This is a genomic window from Kitasatospora sp. NPDC001683, from assembly GCF_053596495.1.
Genome location: NZ_JBSFGK010000030.1, coordinates 17,163 through 43,119, shown reverse-complemented (window position 1 = coordinate 43,119; position 25,957 = coordinate 17,163). Strand labels below are relative to the sequence as shown.

At 74.5% G+C, this 25,957-nt stretch carries 27 protein-coding genes; 10 read left to right on the top strand and 17 right to left on the bottom strand.

What is annotated here, in order from left to right; genetic code table 11:
- Positions 1-17: 17 nt before the first annotated feature.
- The 4 genes from ACWCYO_RS18310 (at position 18) to ACWCYO_RS18295 (ending at position 4,711) form a co-directional block, all read left to right on the top strand.
- A complete protein-coding gene (locus ACWCYO_RS18310) occupies positions 18-1,151 on the top strand; it encodes a hypothetical protein (RefSeq protein ID WP_449784780.1) in 1,134 nt (377 codons plus the stop codon).
- A gap of 143 nt (positions 1,152-1,294) precedes the next feature.
- Positions 1,295-2,182, top strand: a complete 888-nt coding sequence (locus tag ACWCYO_RS18305; RefSeq protein WP_449784779.1) for a Rieske 2Fe-2S domain-containing protein — start codon at positions 1,295-1,297, stop codon at positions 2,180-2,182.
- A gap of 66 nt (positions 2,183-2,248) precedes the next feature.
- Positions 2,249-2,887 (top strand): endonuclease, encoded by a 639-nt coding sequence (locus tag ACWCYO_RS18300; RefSeq protein WP_270139761.1) that lies wholly within the window; start codon positions 2,249-2,251, stop codon positions 2,885-2,887.
- 225 nt (positions 2,888-3,112) lie between these two features.
- Positions 3,113-4,711 carry an outer membrane protein assembly factor BamB family protein gene (locus ACWCYO_RS18295; RefSeq protein WP_449784778.1) on the top strand — a complete coding sequence of 533 codons (1,599 nt, stop codon included), beginning with the start codon at positions 3,113-3,115 and terminating at the stop codon, positions 4,709-4,711.
- A 65-nt stretch (positions 4,712-4,776) separates the two neighbouring features.
- Here ACWCYO_RS18295 and pqqB read toward each other — a convergent pair whose 3' ends face one another.
- From pqqB to pqqA, 4 genes are read right to left on the bottom strand one after another with little or no spacing between them, the layout of a single operon-like run.
- The gene (gene pqqB, locus ACWCYO_RS18290) at positions 4,777-5,673 is read right to left on the bottom strand and encodes a pyrroloquinoline quinone biosynthesis protein PqqB (protein ID WP_449784777.1); all 897 of its coding nucleotides are present in this window, start codon (positions 5,671-5,673) and stop codon (positions 4,777-4,779) included.
- A 39-nt stretch (positions 5,674-5,712) separates the two neighbouring features.
- Complete coding sequence (gene pqqE / locus ACWCYO_RS18285; RefSeq protein ID WP_449784776.1) at positions 5,713-7,122, bottom strand: pyrroloquinoline quinone biosynthesis protein PqqE; 1,410 nt, start codon at positions 7,120-7,122, stop codon at positions 5,713-5,715.
- Positions 7,119-7,835, bottom strand: coding sequence for a pyrroloquinoline-quinone synthase PqqC (gene pqqC, locus ACWCYO_RS18280; RefSeq protein ID WP_449784775.1), 717 nt, complete (start codon positions 7,833-7,835; stop codon positions 7,119-7,121). The genes pqqE and pqqC overlap by 4 nt, the downstream gene beginning before the upstream one ends.
- Positions 7,820-7,987, bottom strand: a complete 168-nt coding sequence (pqqA, locus tag ACWCYO_RS18275; RefSeq protein ID WP_270139769.1) for a pyrroloquinoline quinone precursor peptide PqqA — start codon at positions 7,985-7,987, stop codon at positions 7,820-7,822. Before pqqA ends, pqqC begins: the two co-directional genes overlap by 16 nt.
- Before the next feature lie 577 nt (positions 7,988-8,564).
- On the opposite strand from pqqA, the gene ACWCYO_RS18270 reads away from it, so the two are divergent.
- Together ACWCYO_RS18270 and ACWCYO_RS18265 are read left to right on the top strand one after the other, a co-directional pair.
- Complete coding sequence (locus tag ACWCYO_RS18270; RefSeq protein WP_449784774.1) at positions 8,565-10,151, top strand: hypothetical protein; 1,587 nt, start codon at positions 8,565-8,567, stop codon at positions 10,149-10,151.
- A 22-nt stretch (positions 10,152-10,173) separates the two neighbouring features.
- Complete coding sequence (locus ACWCYO_RS18265) at positions 10,174-11,304, top strand: FAD-dependent oxidoreductase (protein WP_449784773.1); 1,131 nt, start codon at positions 10,174-10,176, stop codon at positions 11,302-11,304.
- Positions 11,305-11,531: 227 nt separating this feature from the next.
- On the opposite strand, the gene ACWCYO_RS18260 is transcribed toward ACWCYO_RS18265, so the two are convergent.
- Positions 11,532-11,687, bottom strand: a complete 156-nt coding sequence (locus ACWCYO_RS18260; protein WP_449784772.1) for a hypothetical protein — start codon at positions 11,685-11,687, stop codon at positions 11,532-11,534.
- 183 nt (positions 11,688-11,870) lie between these two features.
- On the opposite strand from ACWCYO_RS18260, the gene ACWCYO_RS18255 reads away from it, so the two are divergent.
- A complete protein-coding gene (locus ACWCYO_RS18255; protein ID WP_270139775.1) occupies positions 11,871-12,827 on the top strand; it encodes a TIGR03557 family F420-dependent LLM class oxidoreductase in 957 nt (318 codons plus the stop codon).
- 18 nt (positions 12,828-12,845) lie between these two features.
- Positions 12,846-14,609, top strand: coding sequence for a glycoside hydrolase family 15 protein (locus ACWCYO_RS18250; protein WP_449784771.1), 1,764 nt, complete (start codon positions 12,846-12,848; stop codon positions 14,607-14,609).
- Here ACWCYO_RS18250 and ACWCYO_RS18245 read toward each other — a convergent pair.
- The 6 genes from ACWCYO_RS18245 to ACWCYO_RS18220 all read right to left on the bottom strand — a co-directional run bounded on the left by ACWCYO_RS18245 (position 14,602) and on the right by ACWCYO_RS18220 (position 19,329).
- The gene (locus tag ACWCYO_RS18245) at positions 14,602-15,333 is read right to left on the bottom strand and encodes a metallophosphoesterase family protein (protein ID WP_270139779.1); all 732 of its coding nucleotides are present in this window, start codon (positions 15,331-15,333) and stop codon (positions 14,602-14,604) included. The genes ACWCYO_RS18250 and ACWCYO_RS18245 overlap by 8 nt on opposite strands.
- On the bottom strand, positions 15,330-15,584 hold the full coding sequence (locus ACWCYO_RS18240; RefSeq protein ID WP_270139781.1) for a BON domain-containing protein: 255 nt from the start codon (positions 15,582-15,584) through the stop codon (positions 15,330-15,332). Before ACWCYO_RS18240 ends, ACWCYO_RS18245 begins: the two co-directional genes overlap by 4 nt.
- Positions 15,581-16,240, bottom strand: a complete 660-nt coding sequence (locus ACWCYO_RS18235; protein ID WP_270139783.1) for a nucleotidyltransferase family protein — start codon at positions 16,238-16,240, stop codon at positions 15,581-15,583. Before ACWCYO_RS18235 ends, ACWCYO_RS18240 begins: the two co-directional genes overlap by 4 nt.
- A gap of 214 nt (positions 16,241-16,454) precedes the next feature.
- Complete coding sequence (locus tag ACWCYO_RS18230) at positions 16,455-16,955, bottom strand: hydrogenase maturation protease (RefSeq protein WP_270139784.1); 501 nt, start codon at positions 16,953-16,955, stop codon at positions 16,455-16,457.
- A 5-nt stretch (positions 16,956-16,960) separates the two neighbouring features.
- On the bottom strand, positions 16,961-18,256 hold the full coding sequence (locus tag ACWCYO_RS18225) for a Ni/Fe hydrogenase subunit alpha (protein WP_449784770.1): 1,296 nt from the start codon (positions 18,254-18,256) through the stop codon (positions 16,961-16,963).
- Entirely contained in the window at positions 18,253-19,329 is a 1,077-nt protein-coding gene (locus ACWCYO_RS18220; RefSeq protein ID WP_449784769.1) for a 4Fe-4S dicluster domain-containing protein, read from the bottom strand. Before ACWCYO_RS18220 ends, ACWCYO_RS18225 begins: the two co-directional genes overlap by 4 nt.
- A 313-nt stretch (positions 19,330-19,642) precedes the next feature.
- Here ACWCYO_RS18220 and ACWCYO_RS18215 point away from each other — a divergent pair, with 313 nt between their 5' ends.
- Both ACWCYO_RS18215 and ACWCYO_RS18210 read left to right on the top strand, forming a co-directional pair.
- The gene (locus ACWCYO_RS18215; protein WP_449784768.1) at positions 19,643-20,071 is read left to right on the top strand and encodes an Hsp20/alpha crystallin family protein; all 429 of its coding nucleotides are present in this window, start codon (positions 19,643-19,645) and stop codon (positions 20,069-20,071) included.
- 59 nt (positions 20,072-20,130) lie between these two features.
- Positions 20,131-20,409: a dsRBD fold-containing protein gene (locus ACWCYO_RS18210; protein ID WP_270139789.1), complete on the top strand. Its 279-nt coding sequence runs from the start codon at positions 20,131-20,133 to the stop codon at positions 20,407-20,409.
- 68 nt (positions 20,410-20,477) lie between these two features.
- Here the strand turns inward: ACWCYO_RS18210 and ACWCYO_RS18205 are convergent, their stop codons facing one another.
- The 6 genes from ACWCYO_RS18205 to ACWCYO_RS18180 form a co-directional block, all read right to left on the bottom strand.
- On the bottom strand, positions 20,478-20,984 hold the full coding sequence (locus ACWCYO_RS18205; RefSeq protein WP_449784767.1) for a mycothiol transferase: 507 nt from the start codon (positions 20,982-20,984) through the stop codon (positions 20,478-20,480).
- Between the two features lie 121 nt (positions 20,985-21,105).
- On the bottom strand, positions 21,106-22,290 hold the full coding sequence (locus tag ACWCYO_RS18200; protein ID WP_270139793.1) for a cytochrome P450: 1,185 nt from the start codon (positions 22,288-22,290) through the stop codon (positions 21,106-21,108).
- Between the two features lie 30 nt (positions 22,291-22,320).
- Complete coding sequence (locus ACWCYO_RS18195; RefSeq protein ID WP_449784766.1) at positions 22,321-23,676, bottom strand: NAD(P)/FAD-dependent oxidoreductase; 1,356 nt, start codon at positions 23,674-23,676, stop codon at positions 22,321-22,323.
- Entirely contained in the window at positions 23,666-23,875 is a 210-nt protein-coding gene (locus tag ACWCYO_RS18190) for a ferredoxin (RefSeq protein WP_270150732.1), read from the bottom strand. Before ACWCYO_RS18190 ends, ACWCYO_RS18195 begins: the two co-directional genes overlap by 11 nt.
- 245 nt (positions 23,876-24,120) lie before the next feature.
- Entirely contained in the window at positions 24,121-24,795 is a 675-nt protein-coding gene (locus tag ACWCYO_RS18185) for an HAD family hydrolase (protein ID WP_449784765.1), read from the bottom strand.
- Between the two features lie 41 nt (positions 24,796-24,836).
- Positions 24,837-25,931, bottom strand: coding sequence for an enolase C-terminal domain-like protein (locus ACWCYO_RS18180; RefSeq protein WP_449784764.1), 1,095 nt, complete (start codon positions 25,929-25,931; stop codon positions 24,837-24,839).
- Positions 25,932-25,957: the final 26 nt, after the last annotated feature.

Sequence of the window (25,957 nt, the reverse complement as noted above, 5' to 3'; positions counted from 1 at the left end):
CCACGGAAGGAACACCCTTGATCGGCATCATCGTGCTGGCCGTCGTCGGCCTCGTCCTGCTGTTCCCGGTCGTCATGACCCGGCTGGCCAAGCGGAAGCTGGCCCAGCTGGAGCGGGCCAAGGCCACCATCGCGAAGCACGAGGCGCGGCTCGCCGAGGAGGACCGGGCGAAGCACACCATCGTCCCGTCCGAGCACGGACTGCTGCCCGCCAGCGAGATGGTCCTGGACGGCGAGCCCGGCCCCGAGGAGGCCGCCGCGCTCGCCGCCGCCAAGGCCGGCGACTGGCAGCCGGCCGCCGCCCACCTCGGCGCGGACGTCTCGGCCGACGTGCGCTGGAAGCGGCAGCGCGAGCTGGCCCAGCTGGCGGCCGAGGACGACACCTGGCTGCGCGCCTGGCGCGCGGAGCGGCCGCAGGATCCGGTCGCCGCCCTGGTCCACGCGGACGCCCTGGTCTACCTGGCCTGGAACATCCGCACCGGCGCCCGGGCCAGCCAGGTCACCCGCGAGCAGTTCGAGAGCTTCCGCCGGGTCCTGCTGGAGGCCGAGCAGGCCGCCGTGGCGGCCGCCGCCCTCGCCCCCGACGACGACCCCAACCCGTGGGTCGCCCAGATCCCCGTCGCGATGGGCCTCAACTGGTCCAACGACCGCTTCCGGGAGCTCTGGGGCGAGCTCACCAAGCGCGAGCCGCACCACTGGGCGGCGCACAACCGGGCGCTGCAGTACTGGTGCGACAAGTGGCACGGCAGCCACGAGCTGATGCACGGCTTCATCGACGAGGCGATCGCCGCCGCACCGGCCGGCAGCCTGCTCACCCCGATCAAGCTGGAGGCCTACTTCGAGCAGTTCGCCCAGGACCGGGAGAAGCCCACCGCCTGGAAGCGGCCGGAGGTCGGCGCCGCCCTGGACGCCGCCCTCGCCGACCTCGCGGCCGCCGACCCGGACCACCCCCGGATGGAGTACACCCGCGGCTGGCTCGCCTACGCCCTGACCAAGGCCGGGCGCCCGACCGAGGCGCTGGAGCAGTACCGTGCGCTCGGCCGGGTCATCCCCCAGCCGTTCACCAACTTCAACGACCCCCGGCAGGCCTTCATCGGTCTGCGGGTCGACGCCGTCCAGGGCGCCGTCGCGCAGGCCGGGAAGAAGGCCTGACCCGGCGCCCGGCGGAAACCCGTGGCCCCCACTCCCGATCGAGCGGAGTGGGGGCCACGGGGCGTTTCCGGTCAGCCCGCCACCGGGCCGACACCGGGGCCGGCAGCGGGTTTGGCCGCGCCGACTCGGGCTAGCCGCCCGGTATGAACGCCTCAGCTCTGCACACCCACCGCTGGTCCCGTCGGCTGCGCCGCGCCCTGGAGGCGCCCGCGCACTGGGAGGTGCTGGACGCCCCGGCCGGGCCGCTCGCCGACGCGGTCGAGGCCCTTCCGCTGGGCCTGTCCCGGGACGCCCTGCGCGGGGTGTGGCTGGGCCACCCGCTGCACCCCGCGCTGGTCCAGCTGCCGATCGGCTGCTGGACGTCGGCGGGACTGCTGGACCTCGCACCGGGCCGGAGCCGTTCGGCCGACGCCCTGGTGGCGGCGGGCCTGCTGTCCGCCGGGCCGGCCGCGCTGGCGGGCTGGGTGGACTGGGCCCGGCTCGACCCGCCGCGGCGGCGCACCGGCCTGGTGCACGCGCTCGCCAACACCGGCGGCGTGCTGCTGTACGCCGGATCCCTACTGGCCCGGTGCCGGGGGCGCCGCAGCCGCGGCCGGCTGCTCGGCCTGGCCGGGATGGCCGCCGTGACCACCGGCGGGGTGCTCGGCGGACACCTGGCCTACCGGCAGGCCGCCGGGCCCGACCGGGCCGCCGCGGTCCCCCGGCTGGCGCCGGCGGACTGGGCCGCGCTCGGCGCGGTCGAGGACTTCCCCGTCGGACAGCCGGTCCGCCGCAGGGCCGGCGAACTCGCCGTGGTCGTCGTGCGCGAGGGGGACCGCTGCCACGTGCTCGCGGAGCGCTGCGCCCACCTCTCCGGCCCGCTCTCGGAGGGCACCGTCGTCGACGGCTGCCTGCGCTGCCCCTGGCACGGCAGCGAGTTCCGGCTGAGGGACGGCGAGGTGGTCAGCGGCCCCGCCACCGCACCGCAGCCGGTACTGGAGACCCGGGTGCTCTCGGGGCACCTGGAGGTACGGCTGCCAGGGGCCGGTTGACCGGCCGTCACCGGTCGCGTTTCGCCCGGGCCTGACGGACACCCACCCATTGGAGGTGCCGACACCATGACGGTCGACACGATCACCTCCCGGCTGCTCGCCGAGCACGGCCGGACGTACGCCGAAGAGGCCGGCATCACCCTGCGGGACAAGCCCTCGCCGCTGTACCGGCTGCTGGTCCTGACCGTCCTGTGCTCGATCCGGATCAGCGCCGAGACCGCCACCAAGGCCGCCCGGGAGCTGTCCGCCGCCGGGTACCGCACGCCCCGCGCGATGGCCGACTCCAGCTGGCAGGACCGGGTGGACGCGCTCGGCCGGGCCCACTACGTCCGGTACGACGAGAGCACCGCGACCGCGCTCGGCGAAGGGGCGGAGCTCCTGCTCGACCGCTGGCACGGCGACCTGCGCAGGCTGCGCGACGAGGCCGACGGCGACCCGGGCTCGCTGCGGGAGCTGCTGCAGGAGGTCCCGCGGATCGGGCCGGTCGGCGCGGACATCTTCTGCCGGGAGGTCCAGACGGTGTGGCCGTGGCTGCGCCCGTACTTCGACGAGCGGGCGTGCGGGGCGGCCGAGGAGCTCGGGCTGCCGCACACCCCGCGCGGCCTGGGCGGCCTCGTCCCGCCGAAGGACCACGCCCGGTTGGCCGCCGCCCTGGTCCGGGTCAGCCTGTCCAAGGGGGCGCTGGAGGAACTGCAAGCCGCTTGAGCGCGAGCCCGTCCGTTCCCTGACCTCCCCGCGGCTCCTTCAGCCGCCGGGCGCTGCTCCCCTCGCATGAAGCCGCCGCCGCGTCGCCACCCGGATGCACCACGAACTGACGATGTGTCACCACCATGGGCCCTTCGGGCCGGACCACAGCGTCCACGGCAAACCGGAGACCAGGCGGAGCACATGACGCGACTCAGTTCACCGACGCACCGGACAGACGGAGGAGTGAGAGGAGGGCGGACGCTGCTCCGGCTGAAGGCGGGGCCGGCGGCCGCGGCGGGCCTGCTGCTGCTCGGCTTCGCGACACCGGCGCGGGCCGTCGAGACCACCGTGTCGGTCAACAACAAGCGCACCGGGTGGGACGCGAACGAGCCGAACCTCTCCCCCGCCCAGGTGTCCTCGTCGAACTTCGGGCAGCGCTGGTCCACCGCGGTGAACGGCGCGGTGCTGGCCCAGCCGCTGGCCACCGGCACGAACGTGATCGCGGCGACCGAGAACAACGACGCCTTCGGCCTCGACCCCGCCACCGGGAGGACCAACTGGAGCCAGCACCTCGGCGCGGCGTGGCCCACCTCGACCGTCAGCTGCAACGACCCCGCCGCCCACACCGGGATCACCGGCACACCGGTGTACGACCCGTCGTCCAACACCGTCTACCTCACCAGCAAGGTCAACGACGGCCCCGACGTCGACCACCCGCACTGGTACATGCACGCGCTGGACGCCTCCACCGGCGCCGAGCGAACGGGCTGGCCGGTGACCATCCAGGGCACGCCGACCAACAGCCCGAGCCACCCGTTCAACGCCAAGACCGCCGCGCAGCGCCCCGGTCTGCTGCTGATGAACGGCTCCGTGTACGCGGCCTTCGCCTCCTACTGCGACACCGGCCCGTACGTCGGCCAGGTCGTCGGCGTGAACGCCTCCACCCGCAAGGTCACCCTGTGGTCCACCGAGGCCGGCTCCGACTCCATGGAGGCCGGCATCTGGCAGAGCGGCGGCGGGCTGGTCTCGGACGGCTCCGGCCGGATCTTCCTCGCCACCGGCAACGGAGCCGGCACGGGCGCCTCGCCGAGCCCCGGCCCCGGCAACCGGCCTCCCGGGCACCTCGGTGAGTCGGTGGTCCGGCTGGGTGTGAACAGCGACGGCAGCCTCAGCGCCAGGGACTTCTTCAGCCCCACCGACAACCGGACCTTGGACAAGAACGACACCGATCTCGGCTCCGGCGGCCCGATGGCGCTGCCGTCCGGTTTCGGCACCGCCGCGCATCCGCACCTGCTGGTCCAGGTCGGCAAGGACGGCCGGGTCTTCCTGCTGGACCGGGACAACCTCGGCGGCATGGGCCAGGGCCCGAACGGCACCGACAACCCGGTCAGCATGGCCGGCCCCTTCGAGGGCGTCTGGGGCCACCCCTCCGTCTTCGGCGGTGGCGGCGGCTACGTCTACACGGTGGCCACCGACACCGGCAACGGCCGCTCCCCGCTGCGCGCGCTCAAGTACAGCGTGAACGGCGCCGGTGTCCCGGTCCTGAGCAGCATCGGCACCAGCAACGAGGGCTTCGGCTACGGCTCCGGGTCCCCGGCGGTCACCTCCTACGGGCCGAACCCCAAGTCCGCGCTGGTCTGGGCGGTGTGGTCCGGCTCCGGTGCGGGCGGCGTCGGCGGCGAGCTGCGGGTCTACGACGCGGTGCCCGTCAACGGCGTCATGCACCTGCGCCGCTCCTTCCCGATCGGCACGGCGGCCAAGTTCGTGGTCCCCGCGACCGACGACGGCCGGGTCTTCGTCGGGACCAGGGACGGCCACCTGGTGGCCTTCGGCAGCCAGTAGAGCGCCCACGCGAACCGGGGTGTGCCCGACCGCTCGGCGGTCGGGCACATCCGTGTCCGGTCGGGTCAGAGTTCGATCAGCATGCCGTCCTCGGCGACCGCGGCGCCCGCCGCCGCCAGATCCGCCGCCCGGGGCGGGTCGCGACGGGCGAGCGGGTTGGTGTTGTTGAGGTGGGTGTAGAGGTAGCGGGGGCCGGGTCGGCGGGCGAGGTGCGGGAGCGAGTCCCGCACCGCGAGGTGGCCCATGCCGGGCGAGCGGCGGGCGCCGCCGGTCCGCTCGGCGAGTTCGTCGGCCGTGGAGAAGGTGCCGTCGAGCAGGACCAGGTCCGCCCCGGCCACCGCGCGGTCCATGGCCGGCGTCCACTCGGCCAGCCCCGGGGCGTACACGGCGCACGCGGCGCCGTCCGCCGCGGTGAACCGGTAGCCGGTCACCCAGTCCGTACGGTCCGGCCGGCCCTCGCCGGGTAGGTCGGCCGCGTACCGGGGGCGCTTGCCGCCGAGCGCGAAGGCTTCCGCGCGCAGCCCGCCGGCGAGCTCCACGGGCTCGCCCGGGGTGACGGTGTGCCAGTGGGCTCCGGTGTAGGACGCGAGCAACGGGCCCACGGGGAAGGCCTGGTGGAGCGCGCGGCGCACCGGCTCGGTGGCGTGCACGGTCAGCCGGTCGGCCTCGCGCAGGGTCAGCAGGCCCAGGGTGTGGTCGAGTTCGCCGCTGGTCAGCAGGACGCCGCGCAGCGGGGTGTCCCGGGTGCCCGGGGCGGGGGCGAGTTCGGGTGCCGCGAGCAGCTGGGTCCGCAGGTCCGGGGAGGCGTTGACCAGGTACCAGGCCCGGCCGTCGCCGCTGACCGCCAGGCAGTCCTGGCTGCGTTCGGCACCGCTGCGGCGGGCGGCGGCGCACTCGGCGCAGCCGCAGTTCCACTGCGGCAGGCCGCCGCCCGCGGCGGTCCCGAGGACCCTGATCTTCACCTGATTCCTCCCGTACTCGGGCTTCGGCGGGAGGGGCCTTCAGCGGTAGCGCCGGGGCACCGGGGTCGGCGTCTCGGCCGGGACCGGCTCGGTGACCAGGTGGCGGTGCGGCGAGAGCCGGCAGGCCGGGTCGGTCACCGCCGGATCGCCGGTGAACTGGTAGGCCTGGCAGCGGCAGCCGCCGTGGTCCAACTCGCGCAGGGCGCAGCTGCGGCACGGCTCCGGCATCCAGTCGGTGCCCCGGAACCGGTTGAACGCGGGCGAGTCGTGCCAGCTCGCCGCGAGTCCGTCGGTGACCGCGTTGGGGACCGTCAGGCCGGGCAGCTGCGCGGCGGCGAGGCAGGGCAGGACGTCGCCGTTGGGGGCGACCGCCAGCTGCTCGCGTCCCCAGCCGTTCATGCAGGGCTTGACGGTGCCGCCGTGCAGGTCGGCGGGGACGTACCCGATCTCGACCCGCTCACCGTGGCGCTCCCGGGCGGCGGCGACGTCCCGTTCGGCCTGCCGGACCTGCTCCTCGTCGGGGACGAGGTGGGCGCGGTTGCGCCAGGCCCAGCCGTAGTACTGGACGTGGGCGAGCTCGACCCGGTCGGCGCCCAGTTCGACCGCCTGGTCGGCGAGGGCGCCGAGCCGGGCCAGGTTGCCGCGGTGCAGCACGGCGTTGACGGTCAGCGGCAGGCCGGCGGAGGTGAACTGCCGGGCCGCGGCGAGCTTGCGGTCGTGGGCGGCGATCCCCGCGATGGCGTCGGCGCTGCGCGGCTCGGCGTCCTGGAGCGAGAGCTGCACGTGGTCGAGGCCCGCCGCGGCGAGTTCCTCGGCGCGCCCGGGGGCGAGCGGGACGCCGCTGGTGATCAGGTTGGTGTAGAGGCCCAACTCCGCAGCGTGAGCGATGAGTTGCGTCAGGTCGCGGCGCAGCAGCGGTTCGCCGCCGGTCAGGTGCAGCTGGAGCACGCCGAGCCCGCGGGCCTGCTCGAGGACCCGCAGCCACTGCCCGGTGTCCAACTCCGCGCGGTAGCGGGAGAGTTCGACCGGGTTGGCGCAGTAGGCGCACTGGAGCGGGCAGCGGTAGGTGAGTTCGGCGATCAGTCCGAGCGGGGCGGGTGCGCGGACCGCGCCGCGGGGAGGTGCGGCGGCCGTCGCGGGCCGGACGGGGGCGCCGGTGCCGTCCAGGGTGAGCAGCCGGCGCTCGACGAGTTCGGCGAGCAGGGCGTCGACCTGGGCGCCGTCCACCCCGTCGTACTCCTCGGCGAGCCGGGCGGCGAGCGATCGCGCGTCGCGGCGCCCGTCGCAGTGCCGCAGGACGGCGGCGGCGGTGTCGTTGAGCAGCAGCACGCCCTCGGGGTGGAGCAGCGCGGACCGGCCGCGCGCCGGGTCGTGCACCAGCCGGACGCCCGCGCGCAGTCCGGGGACGGGATCGGCCGGGGCGGTGGGGACGGCCGGGGCGGTGCTCATCGGTCGGCTCCGTAGTCGACGGCGTCCAGCATGGCCCGTAGCACCTCGCACTTGAAGGCCAGCGCGTCCACGGCGGCCTGCTGCTGGGCCTCGGTGACGCAGTGGTCCAGGACGAGTTCCAGGGTGCGGGCGCTGTCCTGGCGGGCGACCGGGATGCGGTGCTCGAAGTAGGCGTAGCCGGCCGGGTCGATCCAGCGGTAGTGCTCGCGCCAGGCGGTGACGCGGTCGGCCATGTGGTCGGGCGAGAACATCTCGGTGAGCGCCGCCGCCGCTCCCTCGGTCCAGGGCCGGGTCTGGCAGAAGTGCAGGTAGCCGTCGACGGCGAAACGCACCCCGCGGGCGACGTGCCGCTCGTCGAGGACCTCTGTGCGGTCCAGGCCGACCGCCTCGGCGAGCACCAGCCAGTCGGCGAGGCCGCCCTCGGCTCCGGGCCCGTCCTGGGCGGGGCCGTCGTGATGGAGCCCGTCCTGGTAGGCAAGCCGGCCGGCCCAGGCCCGACGGACCTCCGGGAGCGGGCAGTTGGCGATGATCGCGGCGTTCTTGCGGGTCAGGCAGAGCTGGTAGTACCAGCGGTTGGCGACCCAGCGCCGCAGCTCCGGTGGTGTGCAGCCACCGGAGTGCAGGCGCAGGTGGAACGGGTGGGTGTCCCAGTACCGTCCGTGCAGGTCGTACAGCCTGGCCGCGAACTGCTCGCGGCTCAGCGGTCGCGCCACTGCGGGGCCCGGCCGGCGTAGGCGGTGACCTCGGCGCCGGTGCGGTGGCACTCCACCGCGGGTGCGGACCAGGCGGGCCTGGTGCCCACCGGCCGGGCCGTGGGTGCGGCGGTGGCTCTCGGCGGCGGTGTCGGGGTACGAGCGGCATCCATGGCTGCCTCCTCGGTTCGGGGATCCGGTTCGGGGATCCGGTTCCGGGTCCGATTCGGGGTCCGAATCGGGGTCCGAATCGGGGTCCGAATCGGGGCCGGAGAGGGCACACGCCCTCTGCGGGGACGCTACGAGCCCGCACGGGTGGGCGCCGGTCGAGAACCGCGCGGAGGCGGTGTCGGACGCCCACGAACGGGGGTCCGCGGTGCGCTGCCGGGCCCGCTCCCGCCCGGTCGGAGCCGGGCTTCGGGGGGACCGGCACGCGGTTCACCCGGTCGAGTGACGCCAGAGCGCGCCACGGGCGGAAGGCGCCGACCGTGGCCGGGCCGGAATCGCCCTCGGCGGACCGCGCGGGCCGTCCCGGCGGAGCCACACCTGCACGTGGCGGAGGTGGAGCGGGGTCACGGGTTCACCCGGGCGCAGGGCCCGCGGGGCCCATCGGCGGGCTGACGGCGGTCATGGTGCCGGGGGTGACAGCTGTCATGCCCGATCGGTGACGGAGCGACCTGCCGCCCGGGGGCCGGGATTGGCGAAGCTGACGGTGCATCAATCGAACGCACACCCAGGAGAGAGAGCACCATGACGAAGCGGATCCTGGCCCTGGCCATCGGCGTGGCGGTCCTCGCCGGACCGGCTGTGGCCCCGGTGGCGGAGGCCGCGGCACCCGGCCCGGCGATGGCGACGGTCACCGTCGACGGGCGGGTCACCAACACCGTCCCGGCCGACGCGATCGGGGTCAACACCCCGTTCTGGAGCGCCCAGTTCACCCGTAGCGACACCCCGAGGCGGATCCGCGAGGCGGGCATCGGCACTCTGTCGTTCAACGCCGGCGGAGCGGGCGACCTCTACCACTTCGACCACGGCGGCTGGCTCAGCCCGGACCCGTACGGCCCGTACAACGGCCCGGGCGGCTACGGCTACCAGAACCTGACCCCGCGGTTCTCCTTCGACCGCTTCGCCCGGACGGCGCGGGCCGCGGGCGCCGGGATGCTGGTGCACGTCAACTACGGGACCGGGCCGGGCGACACCGCCGACCACCCGAGCACCGACGCCGACCCCAAGCCCGGGGATCCGCAGGAGGCCGCCGACTGGGTGCGCTACGCGAACGTGACCCGGGGCTACGGCGTCCGGGACTGGGTGATCGGCGAGGAGGTCTACCTCAACGGCTGGAACAAGCCCGCCGGGCCGACCCCGCCCGGGCCGGGCCACGACCTCGAGGTCCGCGAGCCGGACGCGCACGCGGACCGGAGCCCGGCGGCGTACGCGCGCAACAGCATCGAGTACGCGAAGGCCATGAAGGCCGTCGACCCGGGCATCCGCGTCGGCATCGAACTGTTCCCGTACGACCCGCAGCGGCTCGGTGCGCCCGGGCCCGACGCCCGCGCCAAGGAGTGGGACGAGGCGGTGCTCGGCACCCCCGGACTGGCCGCGGCGGTCGACTTCGTCGACGTGCACTGGTACCACGCGCACTTCGCCGGGGTCACCACGGAGGCAGAGCTGCTCGCCGACACCTCGGCCACCGCCCGCGCCATGGCCACCGTGCGCACGGCCCTCGACCGCGCCTCGGGACCGGACCACCGGATCGACGTCATCGCGGGCGAGACCAACCTCGACAACGTGGGCAACCCGCACCAGCGCACCACCGCGGGCGCGCTCTACCTGCTGGACAGCAACCTGTCGCTGCTGGAGAACGGCGTCTCCCAGGTCGACTGGTGGGCCCTCTACAACGGCCCGGGGCTGTTCGGGAAGGACGGCAAGGACTGGGGGGACCTCGGGCTGCTGTCCTCCGGCGAGTGCCCGGCCGACTGGTCCGGCGCCGATCCGTGCGAGCCCCCGGCCGGGACGCCGTTCGCGCCGTTCCACACCATGAAGCTGCTGACCACCGCGCTCCGGGGCGGCGGGGACACCCTGGCCGCCACCACGGACAACCAAGCGCTCGGCGTGCACGCCGTCCGGCGGGCCGACGGGACGCTGGCCGTGGTCCTGGTCAACAAGGACCCGGAGCACGCCCAGCCGTTCCGCCTCGACCTGCCCGGCGACTACCGGGTGCGGCGCACCCTCGCCTGGCACGACGGCGACGACGCGCCGACGGTCCGGCACGGCTCGGCGCCGAGCACGCTCGCGCCGTGCTCGGCCGCGGTCATCCTGCTCGACCCGCGCGACTGACGATCACGAGAGGAAACAGCACATGAAGGTGTTGGTCGCCGGGGCCGGGATCGGTGGGCTCTGCCTGGCCCAGGGGCTGGTCCGGGCGGGGATCGACGTCCGGGTCTTCGAGCGGGAGCCCGGTCCGGACAGCCGCTATCAGGGCTTCCGGATCGGGCTGGACGAACCGGGGTTGGCTGCTCTGCGGGAGTGCCTGCCGCACCGGCTGCACGGCCTGCTGGAGGCCGTGACCGGCCCGCTCGCGGGCGAGCGGCGGGTGGTGGACCAGCAACTGAACGAGGTCCGCCGGCTCGGCGCGGCGTCCGGGGGCACGGCCGCCGACCGGCACGTGCTGCGGCAGCTGCTGCTCGCCGGGCTGGGCGACCGGGTGGAGTTCGGCCGGGCCGTGGCCGGGTACCAACAGCGGGCGGACGGCCGGGTCGAGGCCCGGCTCACGGACGGTGGCAGCGCGGTCGGTGACCTCCTGGTGGGGGCGGACGGCGTGGGCTCGGCGGTGCGGCGGCAGCTGCTGCCCGGGGCCGAGGTCACCGCTCTCCCCGGCAACGCGCTGCTCGGGCGCACCCCGCTGACCGAGCGTCTCTCGGGCCTGGTACCGGGCGCGGGCACGCTGGTGCGCGGCGCGGACCTGAGCCTGCTGATCGGCCGGATGGAGTTCCGGCGGCCACCGCGGCTCGCGGCGGCCGAGCTGGCGCCGGAGGTGGAACTGCCGGACGCGCACAGCTACTTGCGCTGGGTGGCGATGCTCCCCGAGCCGCTCTCGCCCGAGCCCGGCGCCTGGGCGGAGGTGCGCGACCGGCTGCTCGAGCTGTTCGACGGCTGGCACCCCGATCTGGTCGAGCTCGTCCGGCGGTCCGACGTCGGCAACAGCTCGCCGTTGACGATCCGCTACGCCGAGCCCGTACCCCACTGGGGCACCGGGCCGGTCACCCTGCTCGGCGACGCGATCCACGCCATGCCGCCGAGCGCCGGCCAGGGCGCCAACACGGCGTTCCGCGACGCCGCGCTGCTCTGCCGCTCGCTCACGGCCGTCCACCGCGGCGAGGCCGAACTGGCCGCCGCCGTCGAGGAGTACGAGCTGCGGATGCTCGAGCGCGGCTTCGCGGCGGTCGCCGAGGGCCTGGCCCGGCTCGCGGAGTTCACACCGGCGCGCTGAAACGCCTCAGCCCGCGGCGCAGCCCCGGCGCGCGCTGAAGCGCCTCAGCACGCGCTCCAGCACACGGCACAGCCTCCGGCCTGGGCAGGGCAGCGGGCAGCCCGGGCGCCGCGACCGACACCGGGCCAGCGGCGGCCGGGCGGTGGTGGACCGGCCGCCGGACGGCGCGCGAAGGACGGCGGCAGCTGCCGAGCCCGACGGCCTCCGCCCAGCCGGTCCTCGCCCGGTCAGTCCTCGCCGAGGACGGCGTAGGTCTCCGCATCGCCCTGCTCCCTGCTCTCGTCGTCCGGTGCGCCCGACGGGCGGGAGCATGCCGGTCCGCCGACATCGGACCAGGCCGGCGGGCGGACGGCCTCGGCCGGACCGCCTTCGCACGCGTCCATGGTGGTCACCTCCGGTGATCGGGCGCCCTGCCGGGCGCCGGGGGACCCCACCGACTGCCCGGCGCCGCAAGCCGCGAACGGCGGACGTCCACCGGACGGATGGCGTCGAGGTTTCGCCGCGCCCGGCCCGGTTAGCCGCTCGACGGAGGAACCCGAGGAGCCCATCGAGGAACCGAGGCTGCCATGACCACCGCGTTCGGCTACTTCCTGTCCTGCGAGGAGTTCACCCCCACCCAGCTGGTCGAGCAGGCCGAGCTCGCCGAGCGGGCCGGCTTCACCCGGCTGGCGATCTCCGACCACTACCACCCGTGGAACGACGCCCAGGGCAGCAGCCCGTTCGTCTGGGGCGTGATCGGCGCGCTCTCCCGGGTCACCCGGCTGCCGGTGACCACCCTCGTCACCTGCCCGACCGTGCGGCTCCACCCCGCGGTGACGGCCCAGGCGGCGGCCACCGCGGACGTGCAGCTGCCCGGCGGCCTGCGGCTGGGCGTGGGCACCGGCGAGGCGCTCAACGAGCACGTCCTGGGCGACCGCTGGCCGCCGTTCGACGTCCGGGCGGAGATGCTCGAGGAGGCCGTCGCGGTGATGCGCGAGCTGTTCACCGGCAGCCTCGTCTCGCACCGCGGCACCCACTACACCGTCGAGAACGCCCGGCTCTACACCCCGCCGAAGGACGGCCGGCTGCCCGTCTACGTCTCGGCGTTCGGCCCCAAGGCGGCCGAATCGGCGGCGGAGTACGCGGACGGGCTGGTCACCATGAGCCCCGACACCGAGCTGATCGGGCGCTACCGCGCGGCGGGCGGCACCGGGCCGGTGATCGGCGGGCTGAAGGTGTGCTGGTCACCGGACCGCGAGCGCGCGGTCAAGACCGTCCACCGGCTCTGGCCGAGCGAGCTGCTGCCCGGCGAACTCGCCCAGGTCCTGCCCACCCCACGGCACTTCGAGCAGGCCACCGAACTGGTCACGGAGGAGATGACCGCCCGGTCGGTCACCTGCGGCGACAACCCGCAGGAGCACGCCGACCGGCTGCGCGGCTACGTCGGCGCGGGCTTCGACGAGGTGTACGTCGGCCAGATCGGCCCGGAGCAGGCCGGGTTCTTCGACTTCTACCGCGAGCAGATCCTGCCCCGGGTGGCTTAGGACTCGGGAGCACACCCCATGACGGCCTTCCCGCCCCGCAGCCTGCGCGAGTACGCCCTGCTCGCCGACGGCGAACGCGGCGCGCTGGTCGGCCCGTCCGGCGAGATCGCCTGGCTCTGCGCGCCCCGGTGGGACTCCGACCCGGTGTTCGCCGCACTGATCGGCGGCACCGGCGAGTACGCGGTGACCCCGGTCGGCCGGTTCGTCCCCGGCGGCTACTACGAGGGCCGCGGGCTGGTCCGGAACGGCCGGTGGATCACCGAGCAGGGCGTGATCGTGTGCCGGGAGGCCCTCGCGCTGCCCGCCGATCCGCACCGGCTGGTGCTGCTGCGCCGCGTCCACGCCGACTACGGCCCGGCCCGCCTGCGGCTGCGACTGGCGGCCGGCAGCGGCTTCGACGCGGCCCGCACCCGCGCTCCGCGCCGGACGACGGACGGCTGGTCGATCCGCGCCGGGCGGCTGCGGCTGCGCTGGACGGGCGCCCAGGCGGCCCGGCCCCACCCGGACGGGAGCCTCGTGGCGGACGTCGCCCTCGACCCGGGCGAACGGCTGGACCTCGTCCTGGAGGTGTCCGACCGGGGCCTGGACGCGCCGCCGCCGGACCCCGACCGGTGCTGGCGGGCCACCGAACGCGCCTGGCGAGCCGCCGTACCGGACCTCCGGCACACCTACGACGGACGCGACGCCGCCTTCTCCTACGCCGTGCTGCGCGGCCTCACCTCCCCCGCCACCGGCGGGATGGTGGCCGCGGCGACCACCAGCCTGCCCGAACGGGCCGAGGAGGGCCGCAACTACGACTACCGCTACGTGTGGATCCGTGACCAGTGCCTGGCCGGGCAGGCCGTCGCCGCCTGCGGGCCCGACCCGCTCCTGGACGACGCCGTACGGTTCACCACCGCGCGGCTCGCGGAGGACGGGCCGCGGATCGCCCCCGCCTACACCGCGGCCGGCGGGCGAGTACCCGACCAGCACACCGTCGACCTGCCCGGGTACCCGGGCGGCCACGACCAGGTCGGCAACCGGATCACCCGGCAGTTCCAACTGGACGCGTTCGGCGAGGCCCTGCTGCTGTTCGCGGCCGCCGCCCGGCACGACCGCCTGGGCCCGGAGGCCCACGGCGCGGCCCGGACCGCGGCCGCCGCGATCGCCGCCCGGTGGCGTGAACCGGACGCCGGCATCTGGGAGTTGGGCCCCCGGCAGTGGACCCACAGCCGGCTGATCTGCGCCGCCGGGCTGCACGCGATCACCCGGCCCCGGGTCGCCGGAGCGGCCGGCCTCACGGACGGGCTCGCGGCCGAGTGGAGCGCGCTGGCCGACCGGCTGTCCGCCCGCGCCGCCCGTCTCGCGCTGCACCCCTCGGGCCGCTGGCAGCGCTCCCCCGACGACCCGGCACCCGACCTGGCCCTGCTGCTGCCGCCGGTGCGCGGCTGGCCGCCCGCCGACGACCCGCGCACCGTCGCCACCCTGCGGGCCTGCCGCGAACAGCTCACCGACGGGCACTACGCCTACCGCTTCCGGCACGACGAGCGCCCGCTGGCCGAGGCCGAGGGCGCGTTCGTGCTGTGCGGCTTCCTGATGGCCCTCGCCGAGCGCCAGCAGGGCGACGCCGTCGAGGCGGCCCGCTGGTTCGAGACCACCCGCGGGCTCTGCGGCTCGGCCGGACTGTTCTCCGAGGAGTACGACATCGCCCAGCGCCAGCAGCGCGGCAACCTGCCGCAGGCCTTCGTGCACGCCATGCTGCTGGAGTGCGCGGCCCGGCTGGCCGAGCCGCCGGTCAGCTGACCTGCGGGTGCAGCCGGTAGACGGCGAAGGCGCGGCCGATGACGGGCTGGGCGACGTTGCGCACCCGCACCCCGCAGGCGGTCAGGCCGCGCTCGGTGCCCAGGTGCGCGTGGCCGTGCACGGCCAGGTCGGCGCCGGCTCCGTCGATCGCCTCGGCGAGCAGGTAGCTGCCCAGGAACGGGTGGATCTCCGGCGGCTCCCCGGCCAGGGTGTCCGGGACGGGGGCGAAGTGGGTCAGGGCGATCCGCAGGTCGCAGCCCTCGGCGGCCAGCTGGTCGAGGGCGGTGCGCAGGCCGTCGGCGCACTCGCGGCTGTGCCGGACGAAGGCCTTCATCTCGGGCTCGCCGAACTCGCCGGCACTGCGGCCGGCGAAGCCACCGCCGAAGCCCTTGGTGCCGGCCACCCCGACCAGCAGGCCGTCCACCCGGACGGCGGTCGAGCTGCGTTCCAGCACCTGGACGCCGTACGCGGCCAGGATCCGGGTGACCTCCCCCGGTCGGTCGGCGTCGTAGTCGTGGTTGCCGAGGACCGCGATCACCGGCACGGGCAGCCCGCCGACCTCCTCCCCCACCACCGCGGCCTCCTCGACGGTGCCGTGCCGGGTGAGGTCCCCGGCCAGCAGCAGCACGTCCGCCAGCTCCCCCAGGGTGGCGAAGGCGGGCCGCAGCAGACCCCGGCTGTCGGGGCCGAGATGGATGTCCCCGACCGCGGCCACCCGGATCACGGCAGGTCCTCCGCTCCGCTCGGCGGCCGGCCGTCGGCCAGCGCGATGTCGGTGTGCACCGTCAGTCCGTCCAGCACCTCGGCCACGATGCGCTCGACTGCGGCGCGGCGCTGCTCGTTCGGTACGGTGCCGCGCACCGTGACGTGGGTGCCGTGCAGTTCGATCCGCAGGCCGAGCTCGCCGACCTCGTCGTCGGCGAGGCGGTCGCGCAGGTGGGCCAGCCGGTACTCGGTGTCGTCGGCGTCGGTCATCGGGCGGCCTCCTCGGGTTCGATCACCTGGAGCCGCTCCAGGAGGTACAGGAACGCGGCCGCCATCGGCTGCTGCCCGCGCTCCGCCCGCACCCGCCGCCAGTCGATCTTCTCCCGCAGCGGCCGCACCACCGAGAGCGCCGCCCCGAAGTCGCAGTGGTGCTCGGAGAAGGCGGCCAGCAGGCCGCTGACCAGGTCGGTGGCGGACAGCACCGGCATCTGCACGGAGTCCACCGGCAGCACCTCGGCGCGGTCCAGCAGGTCCGAGGTGACCGGCCGTTTGGCCAGCTCCAGGATCAGGTCGATGTCCTGGCCCAGGCAGCGGGCCTTGATCAGCCAGTCCTCGGGCGGCAGGAACACCTGGAGCCCGGCCTCGCGCAGGGTGTGGGTGATGGCCTCGGCGTCCTCGCGGCGGATGCAGAAGTCGGCGTCGTGCTGGAGCCGCACATCGGCGCCGTGGGCGTAGGCGGCGACCCCGCCGGCCAGCGCGAACGGGTGGTCCTTGGCCTTGAGCAGCGAGCCGATCCGCTTCGTCGCCTCCAGGATCGCCTGCGCCCGGTCGGGCGGCAGGCTGCCTCCGGCGTCGTCGGGCGGCCAGCCGCCCGGCTCGGGCCGCGCCGAGCGGGACGCATCGGGGTGTTCGGCGCGTCGGTCCATCGCGGCCTCCTCCGCGGGGTCCGTTCGGACGCCCCCACGGGTACCCCGCCCACGCGAGTTCACTCCGGCGGATGGGGGTCCGGACGCGCTGGAGCAGACCCGGCGGAGGCTGGAACGGACGGGCAGAGGGGTCCGGCCGGGCTCGACGCCGCAGGCCCCGGCCAGGCCGGCGGACGGACGGTGCCGTGGACCTCGATCAGCCGCAGTTCGGTGGTCATGGCCCCGAAGCCTCCGCCCGGTGTGCCTCCACCGCCCGGCGGACCTCGGAGACGGCACGCGGCACCGCGTCGGTGACGGCCGGGCTCAGGCCCTCGCCGATCGAGAAGTCCGCACCCTCGACCGCGACGATCAGCAGCTCGCGCGGCAGTCTGCCCAACGCGGCGGCCAGCGCGACACCGTGGCCGAGGCCCAGGCCGTGCGTGCCCGCCGGCGACTCCTCGTCCACGAGCGGGTCGGCGAGCAGGTGGTCGGCATCGACGGTGACCGAGTGGATCCGGCCCGGTTCGCCCGGGTGGCCGTGCACCGCGTCGACCACGATGGCGAGGCCGGCGTCCTCCCAGAGTTCCATCAGCCGGGTGGGCTCGCCGTCGCAGAGCGTGAGCCGGTCGACGGCGAGGTCCTCGGCGGCGAGCTGCGCCAGGACGGACACGGCGGCGCCGTCGTCGTGGCGGTACTCGTTGCCGACTCCGATGACGACGATGCGCTCGTTGCCCATGCCCGTCACCTCCGGTCCATGGTGAGCGTGAGGAAGTGCGCCGCGCAGGAGATGCACGGGTCGTAGTTGCGGATCGCCTGCTCGCACCGGCGGGTCAACTCGGCGTCGTCGAGGTGCAGTCGGGGCTGGATGAAGGCCCGCAGGTCGACCTCGATCGCGTTCTGGTTCTGCGCGGTCGGCGGGACGATCACGGCCTTCCGGACGATTCCGGCCTCGTCCAGGTCGTACCGGTGGTAGAGCAGCCCGCGCGGGGCCTCGGTGACGCCGAAGCCAGTGGCCGCCCGGGGCGGGACGGGGACGGCCGGGGCGGGCGGCGGCTGGTACCGCTCGATGATCCGCTGCGCCTCGGTGACGGCCCACAGCACCTCGGCCGCGCGGACCACGATGCTGCGGAAGGGGTTGTCGCAGCGCGGGCCGAGCCCGGCCTGGGCGGCCAGGGCACGGATCTCGGCGGGCAGGCGTTCGCTGCCTAGGTTCCAGCGGGCGAGCGGCCCGGCGAGGTGGGGGCGGCCGTCGAGCGTCGCGTGCAGGGCGGTGGAGTGCGGCACCTGGTGCTCCCGGACGTGCTGCTCGAAGTCCCGTACGGGGAAGGGACCGGCGAGGGCGCCGGTCGGGACGCCGGAGTCGATGGCGTAGCCGTCGGGTTCGGTGAGGGCGAGCAGTTCGTGACTGATCGCCAGGTCGGGGAACTCGAACCCGGCGACCCAGCCGAGCGTGTCCTCGGCGTCCGTCCGCGCCTGGCGCAATACCATGGCCAGGTGGTCGAGTTCGGCGCGCGTGGGCAGTCGGTGGAAGCCGCCGAGGCGGACGTTCACCGGGTGGATGGCCCGCCCGCCGAGGACCTCGACGATCTCGTTGCCGGCCTTCTTCAGCCGCAGCCCGCGCTGGAGGATGGTGGCGTCGGTGCGGGCCAGCGCCAGCGCGTCCGGCAGCCGCAGGAAGTCGGGCGCGTGCAGCAGGTAGATGTGCAGGGTATGGCTCTCGATCCACTCCCCGCAGTACAACAGGCGTCGTAGCTGGGCGAGTTGGCCGTCCACCACCACCCCGCAGGCATCCTCCACCGCATGGCAGGCGCTCATCTGGTACGCCACCGGGCAGATCCCGCAGATGCGGGAGGTGAGGTCGGGCGGCTCGGTGTACCGGCGGCCGCGCAGCAGCGCCTCGAAGTAGCGCGGGGGCTCGTAGATCCGCAACCTGACGTCCTCGACCTCGCCGTCGCGGACGGAGACGTGCAGTGCGCCCTCGCCTTCGACGCGGGCCAACGCGCCGACGGTGAGCAGCCGTTGAGTGCGGTGGGTCATTCGTCGTCCTCCGTGGGCTGTCGGGCCGCGTCCGCGAAGGCGGGGGCCTCGGCGTTGAAGGTGCGGTAGAGGCGGGCGGCGTCCGCGTCCGCCACCCCGTCGCGGCGCAGCAACGGCAACAGGGCACGGGTGTTGGGCCCTCCCTGACCGTTGAAACTGCCCATCGGTCCGAAGCAGCCGTAGCAGCCACGCCCGTACGCCGGGCAGATGGCGCCGCAGCCGGCCTGGGTGACCGGGCCCAGGCACGGGGTGCCGTGGGCGACGGTGACGCAGGTGGTGCCGCGCAGCTTGCACTCGAAGCAGACGCTGTGGGCGGGGATGTCGGGTTTGCGGTCGGCGAGGTAGGCGGTGATGACCTCCAGGAGCTGCCGCTTGTCGATCGGGCGGCCGCGCAGTTCCAGGTCGACCTCCACGTGGGCGGAGACCGGGGTGGAGTGGTCGAGGCTGTCGATGTACTCGGGCCGGGCGTAGACGTAGCGCGGACCGTCGGACCGGACGGTCTCGGTGAGCGCCAAGTCGTAGACCGAGCCGTCCGGCAGCCCGGGGCCGGTGCCCATGGACACGCAGAAGCAGACACCGCCGGGCTCGGTGCACTCGACCACGACCAGGAACGCGCCGGCCCGCCTCGGACCGTACACGGGATCGGCGTACGCGCCGCCGGCCAGCACCCTGTCCTGGACGGCGATCGCGCGCGGATCGCAGGGCCGCACACCGAGGAAGGCGAAGCGGGGCGGCTCGTCGTCGTCCTCACGGACGGTGACGGTGCCGTCCTCGGCCCGGTCGGCCTGCCAGAGCCGGGCGCGGGGCGGATGCAGGAAGGTCTTCCAGGACTGCGGCCCGGCGGAGTGCGCGAAGGCCGCCCGGTCCTCACGGCGGCGCAGCCGGTAGGTACCGGCCGCTGTCTCGACGCCCCAGCCGTACGGCAGGTCCGCCGCCGAGGCCAGCTCGGCGAGGACGATCGCACCGTCCCGGACCGTCGGCCCGATCACGGTGAATCCGCGCTGCCGCAAGGCTTCGACGAGCGCGGTGAGGCCTTCCTCATCCAGTTCCGCGGGCGCTTCGGTCGTGTCCATCGGTCCGTCCTCGGTCTCCCCGCCGGTTCCGCCGCGGGTGTCTCTCCCCCCGGCCGGCGGTTCCGTACTCCCACTGTCCGCCGGTCCCGGCGATCGCGCATGGGGCCGGACGGCCCGAAGCCGGTGGGCGACCGGACCATGGGCCGGACGGGTGGGCCGGGGCCTTGGGGTCCATCGGCGGGGCGGTAGGGTCCATCGGCGGGCCGAACGTCCCTGCCGCCGGTCCCCCCGTTGGACGTCTGCTGGACAGCAGGGGCCCGGTTCACCGCGCCGGCCCCTGGAACGCCACAACCTGCCCCCCCAGGAGGCCGTCATGGCCAGTGACCTGCTCAGAGGATTCCCCTTCGGCTACCGGTGGCCGTCCCTTCCGGACCTCTTCGAGGACTTCCCCGTCGACCTCCGTACGTCGGCCACCGAGCACATGATCCGCATCGAGGAGTCCGAGGCCGATGGCATCTACCAGCTCAAGGCCGAACTCCCCGGTGTCGACCCCGACAAGGACATCACGATCAGCGTCGACGACGGCGTCCTGACGGTCCAGGCCCAGCGCTCCGAGGAGAAGAAGGAGAAGCAGCGCTCCGAGTTCCGCTACGGCTCGTTCACCCGCAGCGTCCGGCTGCCCGCCGGCGTCCGCGAGGAGGACGTCACCGCCGCGTACGACCAGGGCGTCCTGACCGTCCGCGCGCCGATCGGCGAGGCCAAGAAGCCCGCCCGCACGATCGAGATCACCCGAGGCGGTTGATTGCCTGCCTTCCGGCCCGGGCACCCCCCGGGCCCGACGAACCCTGGAGGTTCCGAGACATGACCACGAAGACCGCGGAACCGATGCGCACCAAGCGGTGGACCCTCCGCCTCGACCTCTTCGAGGAAGGGGACACCACGAAGGTCCACGCCGTCCTCGACACCGGCACCACCACCCTGGACACGCGAACCACCTCCCGCCGCAACCCGCACGACCCACCGGTTCCGGAGATCGGCGACGAGTTCGCCGTCGCGCGCGCCCTGATCGACCTCGGCCACCGACTCCTCCGCGCCGGCCTCTCGGACTCCGCCGCGAACGACCGCGCCGAAGCCGGCTGAGCGCGCCGCTGCAGCCCGCCGTGAACTGACGCCCGATCACACCCCGTCTCGCCTCGGGTCACGGGCCGTCAGCGCCGGGCCAGCAGGCCCCGCACGTAGGCCGCCTGGCCGACGTGCTGGAGGTCGTCGGCGATCACACTGATCAGACGCACCCCCAGGGTGACCGGGGGCTGCCACGACTCGTCGACGATCCGGCCGAGGGAGCGGTTGTTCAGGCCGCGCACGTAGTCGACGGTCCCTGCGTGGACGGCCTCGTGGTAGCCCACCAGGAGGTCGGCGGTGGCGGTGACCTTGGCGACCTGCGCGGGTCGGTGCCCGTAGCCGGTGGACGACACGGCGAACGGCAGGGCGAACCGGCCCGCCCAGCCGTCGGCGGTCCACACCTGTTCACGGCCGGCCGCGTCGGCGAGGTGGTCGTCCTGCACCCGGGTGAGGTGCCAGACCAGCCAGGCGATCGAGTTGGCCGAATCCTGCACCCGGAAGGCCAGCTGCTCGGGGGTCAGACCGTCGACCACCTCGGCGACCGTGTCACGGATCCGGTCGAACGCGTCCACGAGAAGATCGGTGCTGGTCACACCGGCCACTGTCGCCTCCCGGTCAGAGCACGCCCGATGGCGTGCGGTGGAACCTCTGGCGCGCGCCGCCGGGCCGCAGCACCCGGGCGACCTCCGACCCCCTGAAACCCCGGCCGCCGCTTCACAGCTGGACGGGCAGGTGGCGGGGGCCGCGGAGCATGGCGTTCTGCCGGTAGGGGGGTGGGTCCTGAACCAGGCTCGCCGTCCCGAGGTGGGGAAGCAGCGCTCGGAGCGCGGCGTAGGCCTCGACGCGGGCCAGGGCTCCGCCGAAGCAGAGGTGGATGCCACTGCCGAAGCCGAGGTGCTGGTTGTCCGGGCGGGCGGGATCGAACCGGTCGGGATCGCGGAACCGCTGCGGGTCGCGGTTGCCTGAGGCCAGGGCCAGCACGACGGAGGCGCCCCGGGGGACGGGGGTACCGGCGACGTCCAGGTCGGCGTGCGGGATGCGCTCGCGCATCTGGACCGGGGGCTCGTAGCGCAGCAGTTCCTCCACCGCCTGCGGCAACAGGTCCGGTTCGCGGCGCAGCCGGTCGAGCTGTTCGGGCTGGCGCAGCAGGGTGAGCGCTCCGTTGGTGATGAGGTTGACCGTGGTCTCGTGTCCGGCGATGAGGAGGAGTACGGCGGTTGCCGCGAGTTCCTCCTGGGTGAGCCGCAGGGCCGGGTCCGGCTCGTTGACGAAGTGGGAGAGCAGGTCGTCGCCCGGCTTGCCGCGCCGCTGCTCGGCCAGGTTCAACAGGTACCCGGCCATCTCCATCCGCGCCTGCTCGCCGGCCTCCTTCCTCTCGGTGGGGTCGTCTTCGGGCCTGACGTCGGCGGCTGCGACCAGGGAATCGGACCAGGCCCGGAACAGCGGCTCGTCCTCGCGCGGCACACCGAGCAGGCTGCAGATCACCGCGACGGGCAGCGGGTAGGCGAAGTCGTCGACGACGTCGATCTGCCGGCCGGCTTCGAAGGGTTCCAGCAGTTCCTTGGTAATCCGGTCGATCTCGCCGCGCATGCCGTCGACCCGGCCAGGGCTGTGCGGGGGCCCGAAGGGCCGCATGGCCAGGGTGCGCAGCCTGTGGTGCTCGGGGTCGTCGAGCCGCAGGAACGGCTGATTCCCGGTGTCGTCGCCACGGGTGCGGGGGTCGGCACTCAGCCGTGGGTCGTGGAGCAGCGCGGCGATCTGGTGGTAACCGCCGATCAGGTAGCTGCCGTCGGCCTGCTGCACCACGGGACCGGTCTCGCGGAGTTCCTCGTACAGCGGGTAGGGGTTGGGACGGCTGGCGTAGTCGGTGATCCGTGCGAGCAGGGTCGTGGAGTCCACGGTGGCTCCTTGTGGTGGGGCGGACGGGGGCTACACCACCGTCAGCCGGCGGTCGGGAAGGTAACCGGTGAGCGCGACGGTCGGGCCGTGGGACAGCACGGAAGGGTCCGGTACGGCGGAGGGGATCGTGACGTCGGCCGCGATCGCCCGGTCCTGCGCGCCGGGCGGGGGCGGGAACGGGGCGGCGGTCTCGATCAGGTGCCGGTAGTAGTCGAGCGACTTGGCCATGTCCACGGTGACGGCGGCGGTGACCCGGCCCTGGTAGCCGTAGACCATGGCGAGCCGGCGCGCCTCCAGGGAGCCCTGGGCGATGACCACGTGGTCGGAGTAGGTGGGTACGCCGACCGACTTGATGTTGAGTCCGAACTGGGTGGACCAGAACGTCGGGATGGACAGGTGCGGGCGCTGCAGCGGTCCGGGGTTGACCATGTTGTGGGCTGCCACCTCGGCCTGTTCGACCGCGTTGCCCCAGTGCTCCAGGGAGAGCATCTGGTAGCCGAAGAGCGGGTGGGGGAAACGGGAGACATCGCCGGCCACGAAGACGTCGTCGGTGACGATCCCGTACATGTTGAAGGCGCGGCATCCGGCGTCGCAGGCGATCCCGCGGGGGCCCGCCGCCAGCCCGGAATCCGCCAGCCATTCGACGTTGCGGATCGCCCCCAGGGCCACGACGCACACGTCGGCGTCGACGCGGCTGCCGTCGGACAGCTGCGCGCCGGTGAAGCTGCCGTCGCCGTTCAGGGCGGTGACCGTCACCCCGGTGCGCAGGTCCACACCGTGGTTGCGTTGCATGACGGCCGCGAGTTTCGCCAGGGTGCCGCCGAGGGCGCCCACCAGAGGGGCGGGGCCGCGTTCGGCGACGGTCACCTCGATCCCCAGCTCCCGGCAGGCCGAGGCGATCTCCGAGCCGGTGAAACCGGCGCCGATCACCAGCACCCGCTCCGGCCTCGCGGCCAGTCGCTCGGCCAGCCCCGCGCCGTCCTCGCGCGTGCGCAGGGTGAACACTCCGTCCAGGGCGCCTTCCCTCTGGTCGGGCCAGGGCCGCGCGCGGGTTCCGGTGGCGATCAGCACCCGGTCGTACGGCAGTGACTCGCCGTCGTCCAGCCGCACCCGTTTCTCCAGCAGGTCCACACCCGTGGCGCGTACGCCCAGCCGCCACTCGGCGTCCGGGTCCCGGCGCATCGGCAGCCCGGTGGTGTCCGCCGTCGCCTGGCCCAGCAGCACCTGCTTCGACAGCGGCGGCCGGTCGTAGGGCGCGTGGGGCTCGTCCCCCACCACGGTCACCGAGCCCGTGAAGCCCTCCTCGCGCAATGCCTCCGCGGCCCGTAGCCCGGCCAGCGACGCGCCGACGATGACGATACGGCCGCTCTTGAGGTCACCGGGCACCAGTGCTCACCTCCTCCCCGAGGAGGATCGCTTTCACCGGGCACGCCGCCGCGGCCTGGCGCACGCGCTCGGTTTGGTCCTCGGGGACGGCCGTGGCGTAGAGCAGTCCCTCCTCCCCGTGCAGCACGAACACCTCAGGGGCGAGGAACACGCACTGTGCATAGCCCTGACAGCGTGTGAGGTCGACAACGGTCCGCATCTCCACCACGTCCTCCGCTCTCGCACCCCCTCATCTCCAGCATGGGGGCAGATCCGGGCGCCTGCATGCCGCCGGTCCACCGCGGGAAGACGGGCGGAAGGCGGTGCGTGCCGTCCTTGGGCGAGCCGGAGCGCAGGCGCTTGAGCAGCGTCGCCGAGGAGATGACGCCTTCACAGACGGAGACGGCCACCCGCATCAGCTGCCGGAACCGGGGCCGGGGCGGGCCGCACGCGGGCGGACGGGGCTCAGGCCGGTGGGCCGGCCAGGAGGCTGCGGTCGAGGTCGGCCAGCAGCTCGGCGGTGTCGCGGTGGACCTCGGCGGCGCCCGCGCCGAGGAGTTCCCGGGTGTCGAAGCCGCCGGTCTCCACCGCGACGCAGGGCACCCGGGCTCGGCCGGCCGCGGTGACGTCCCAGACGGTGTCGCCGACGAAGACGGCGTGCTCGGGCTCGGCGCCCGCGCGGTCGAGGGCGGCGCGGACCAGGTCGGGGGCGGGTTTGGTGGCGGCCACGTCGTCGGCGGAGGTGGCCGCGGTGATCACCTCGTCGGCGTCGAGGGCGCGGCGCAGCACCGCGAGTTCGCGTTCGGAGGCGGAGCTGGCGAGGACGACCGGCCAGCCGCGGTCGGCGCAGGCGCGCAGCAGGTCGGCGGCGTGCGGCAACGGCTGGATCTGCGGCCAGAACCGGGCGTACAGGGCGGCGTGGGCCGCGGTGATGCCCTCGTCGTCACCGTGGTCGCGGTCGGTGCCGAGCAGGTGGTCGAGGAGTTGGTCGGCGCCCATGCCGATGGCCCGGTGGACCCGGGCGACGGGCAGGGTGTGCTCGTGCTGCCGCAGGGCCTCCCACCAGGCGAGGGCGTGGAAGTACGCGGTGTCGAGCAGGGTGCCGTCGACGTCGAAGAGCGCTGCCGGGGTGGTCGTCATGGTCGTCTTCCTTTCGCCGGAGCCGGTCCGGTCCGGTCCGGTCAACCGGTGCGGTACTCGGCGGCCCGGGCGGGGGCCAGTCGCAGCCCGTGGCCGGGGGCGCCGTCGGCGCCGGGGGTGACGGTGCCGCCGGTGGGGTCGAGGGTGCCGTCGAAGAACAGTCGCTCGATCCGGACGTGGTCGTGGAACCACTCCAGGTGGCGGCAGTTGGGGACGGCGGCGGCGGCGTGGGCGTGCAGGTGGGGGGCGCAGTGGGCGGAGACGTCGAGGCCGTGGGCCTGGGCGAGGGCCGCGGTGCGCAGCCAGCCGGTGAGGCCGCCGCAGCGGGTGGCGTCGGCCTGGAGGCAGTCGACGGCGGGGATCATCCGGCCGAAGTAGGCGAGGTCGTAGCCGTACTCGCCGGCGGTGACGTCGGGGCTGACGGCGTCGCGGACGGACCGCAGGCCGGTGAGGTCGTCGGAGGAGACCGGTTCCTCGTACCAGCTGACGCCCTGGTCGGCGAGGGCGGCACCGATCCGGACGGCCTGTTTGCGCCGGTAGCCGCCGTTGGCGTCGGTGTAGAGCTCGACCCGGTCGCCGACGGTGGCGCGGGCGGCGCGGACCCGTTCGAGGTCGCGGTGTTCGCGGGTGCCCCAGGACTCGCCGATCTTGATCTTGACCCGGGGGATGCCCTGCTCCGCGGCCCAGTCGCGCAGTTGGCGTTCCTGCCGCTCGGCCGAGTAGGTGGTGAAGCCGCCGCTGCCGTACACCGGGACGGGCCGGGCGGCGCCGCCGAGCAGCCGGGCGAGGGGCAGGCCGAGCAGGTGGCCGCGCAGGTCCCACAGGGCGAGGTCGACGGCGGAGATGGCGCCGGCGACGAGTCCGGGGCGGCCGGTGTTGCGGACGGCCCGGTTCATGGCCTCATGGGCGCCGCTGGTGTCGTGCGGGTCGCGGCCGGTGACCAGCGGGGTGAGTTCGCCGGTGATGACGGCCGCGGTGGCGGGCGCGCCGTAGGTCCAGCCGAGGCCGGTGTGGGGGCCGCTGACGGCCTGGGCGAGGACCAGGGTGGTGTGGTCCCAGGCGAGGGTGCCGTCGGCCTCGGGGGCGTCGGTGGGGACGGTGTAGACGCTCACGGCGATGCGTTCGATCTCGTTCATGGCGGCACTCGGTTCATGACGGCGCC

What these genes read in the sequence shown, in the direction of transcription:
- ACWCYO_RS18260 (WP_449784772.1), bottom strand. Translation starts at nt 11,687, where the DNA reads ATGGACGCGTGCGAAGGCGGTCCGGCCGAGGCCGTCCGCCCGCCGGCC.
- ACWCYO_RS18240 (WP_270139781.1), bottom strand. Translation starts at nt 15,584, where the DNA reads ATGACCGACGCCGACGACACCGAGTACCGGCTGGCCCACCTGCGCGAC.
- ACWCYO_RS18270 (WP_449784774.1), top strand. Translation starts at nt 8,565, where the DNA reads ATGACGAAGCGGATCCTGGCCCTGGCCATCGGCGTGGCGGTCCTCGCC.
- ACWCYO_RS18305 (WP_449784779.1), top strand. Translation starts at nt 1,295, where the DNA reads ATGAACGCCTCAGCTCTGCACACCCACCGCTGGTCCCGTCGGCTGCGC.
- ACWCYO_RS18225 (WP_449784770.1), bottom strand. Translation starts at nt 18,256, where the DNA reads ATGACCCACCGCACTCAACGGCTGCTCACCGTCGGCGCGTTGGCCCGC.
- ACWCYO_RS18300 (WP_270139761.1), top strand. Translation starts at nt 2,249, where the DNA reads ATGACGGTCGACACGATCACCTCCCGGCTGCTCGCCGAGCACGGCCGG.
- pqqE (WP_449784776.1), bottom strand. Translation starts at nt 7,122, where the DNA reads ATGAGCACCGCCCCGGCCGTCCCCACCGCCCCGGCCGATCCCGTCCCC.
- ACWCYO_RS18190 (WP_270150732.1), bottom strand. Translation starts at nt 23,875, where the DNA reads ATGCGGACCGTTGTCGACCTCACACGCTGTCAGGGCTATGCACAGTGC.
- ACWCYO_RS18230 (WP_270139784.1), bottom strand. Translation starts at nt 16,955, where the DNA reads ATGGGCAACGAGCGCATCGTCGTCATCGGAGTCGGCAACGAGTACCGC.
- ACWCYO_RS18265 (WP_449784773.1), top strand. Translation starts at nt 10,174, where the DNA reads ATGAAGGTGTTGGTCGCCGGGGCCGGGATCGGTGGGCTCTGCCTGGCC.
- ACWCYO_RS18255 (WP_270139775.1), top strand. Translation starts at nt 11,871, where the DNA reads ATGACCACCGCGTTCGGCTACTTCCTGTCCTGCGAGGAGTTCACCCCC.
- ACWCYO_RS18235 (WP_270139783.1), bottom strand. Translation starts at nt 16,240, where the DNA reads ATGGACCGACGCGCCGAACACCCCGATGCGTCCCGCTCGGCGCGGCCC.
- ACWCYO_RS18180 (WP_449784764.1), bottom strand. Translation starts at nt 25,931, where the DNA reads ATGAACGAGATCGAACGCATCGCCGTGAGCGTCTACACCGTCCCCACC.
- ACWCYO_RS18210 (WP_270139789.1), top strand. Translation starts at nt 20,131, where the DNA reads ATGACCACGAAGACCGCGGAACCGATGCGCACCAAGCGGTGGACCCTC.
- ACWCYO_RS18185 (WP_449784765.1), bottom strand. Translation starts at nt 24,795, where the DNA reads ATGACGACCACCCCGGCAGCGCTCTTCGACGTCGACGGCACCCTGCTC.
- pqqA (WP_270139769.1), bottom strand. Translation starts at nt 7,987, where the DNA reads ATGGATGCCGCTCGTACCCCGACACCGCCGCCGAGAGCCACCGCCGCA.
- ACWCYO_RS18250 (WP_449784771.1), top strand. Translation starts at nt 12,846, where the DNA reads ATGACGGCCTTCCCGCCCCGCAGCCTGCGCGAGTACGCCCTGCTCGCC.
- ACWCYO_RS18220 (WP_449784769.1), bottom strand. Translation starts at nt 19,329, where the DNA reads ATGGACACGACCGAAGCGCCCGCGGAACTGGATGAGGAAGGCCTCACC.
- ACWCYO_RS18215 (WP_449784768.1), top strand. Translation starts at nt 19,643, where the DNA reads ATGGCCAGTGACCTGCTCAGAGGATTCCCCTTCGGCTACCGGTGGCCG.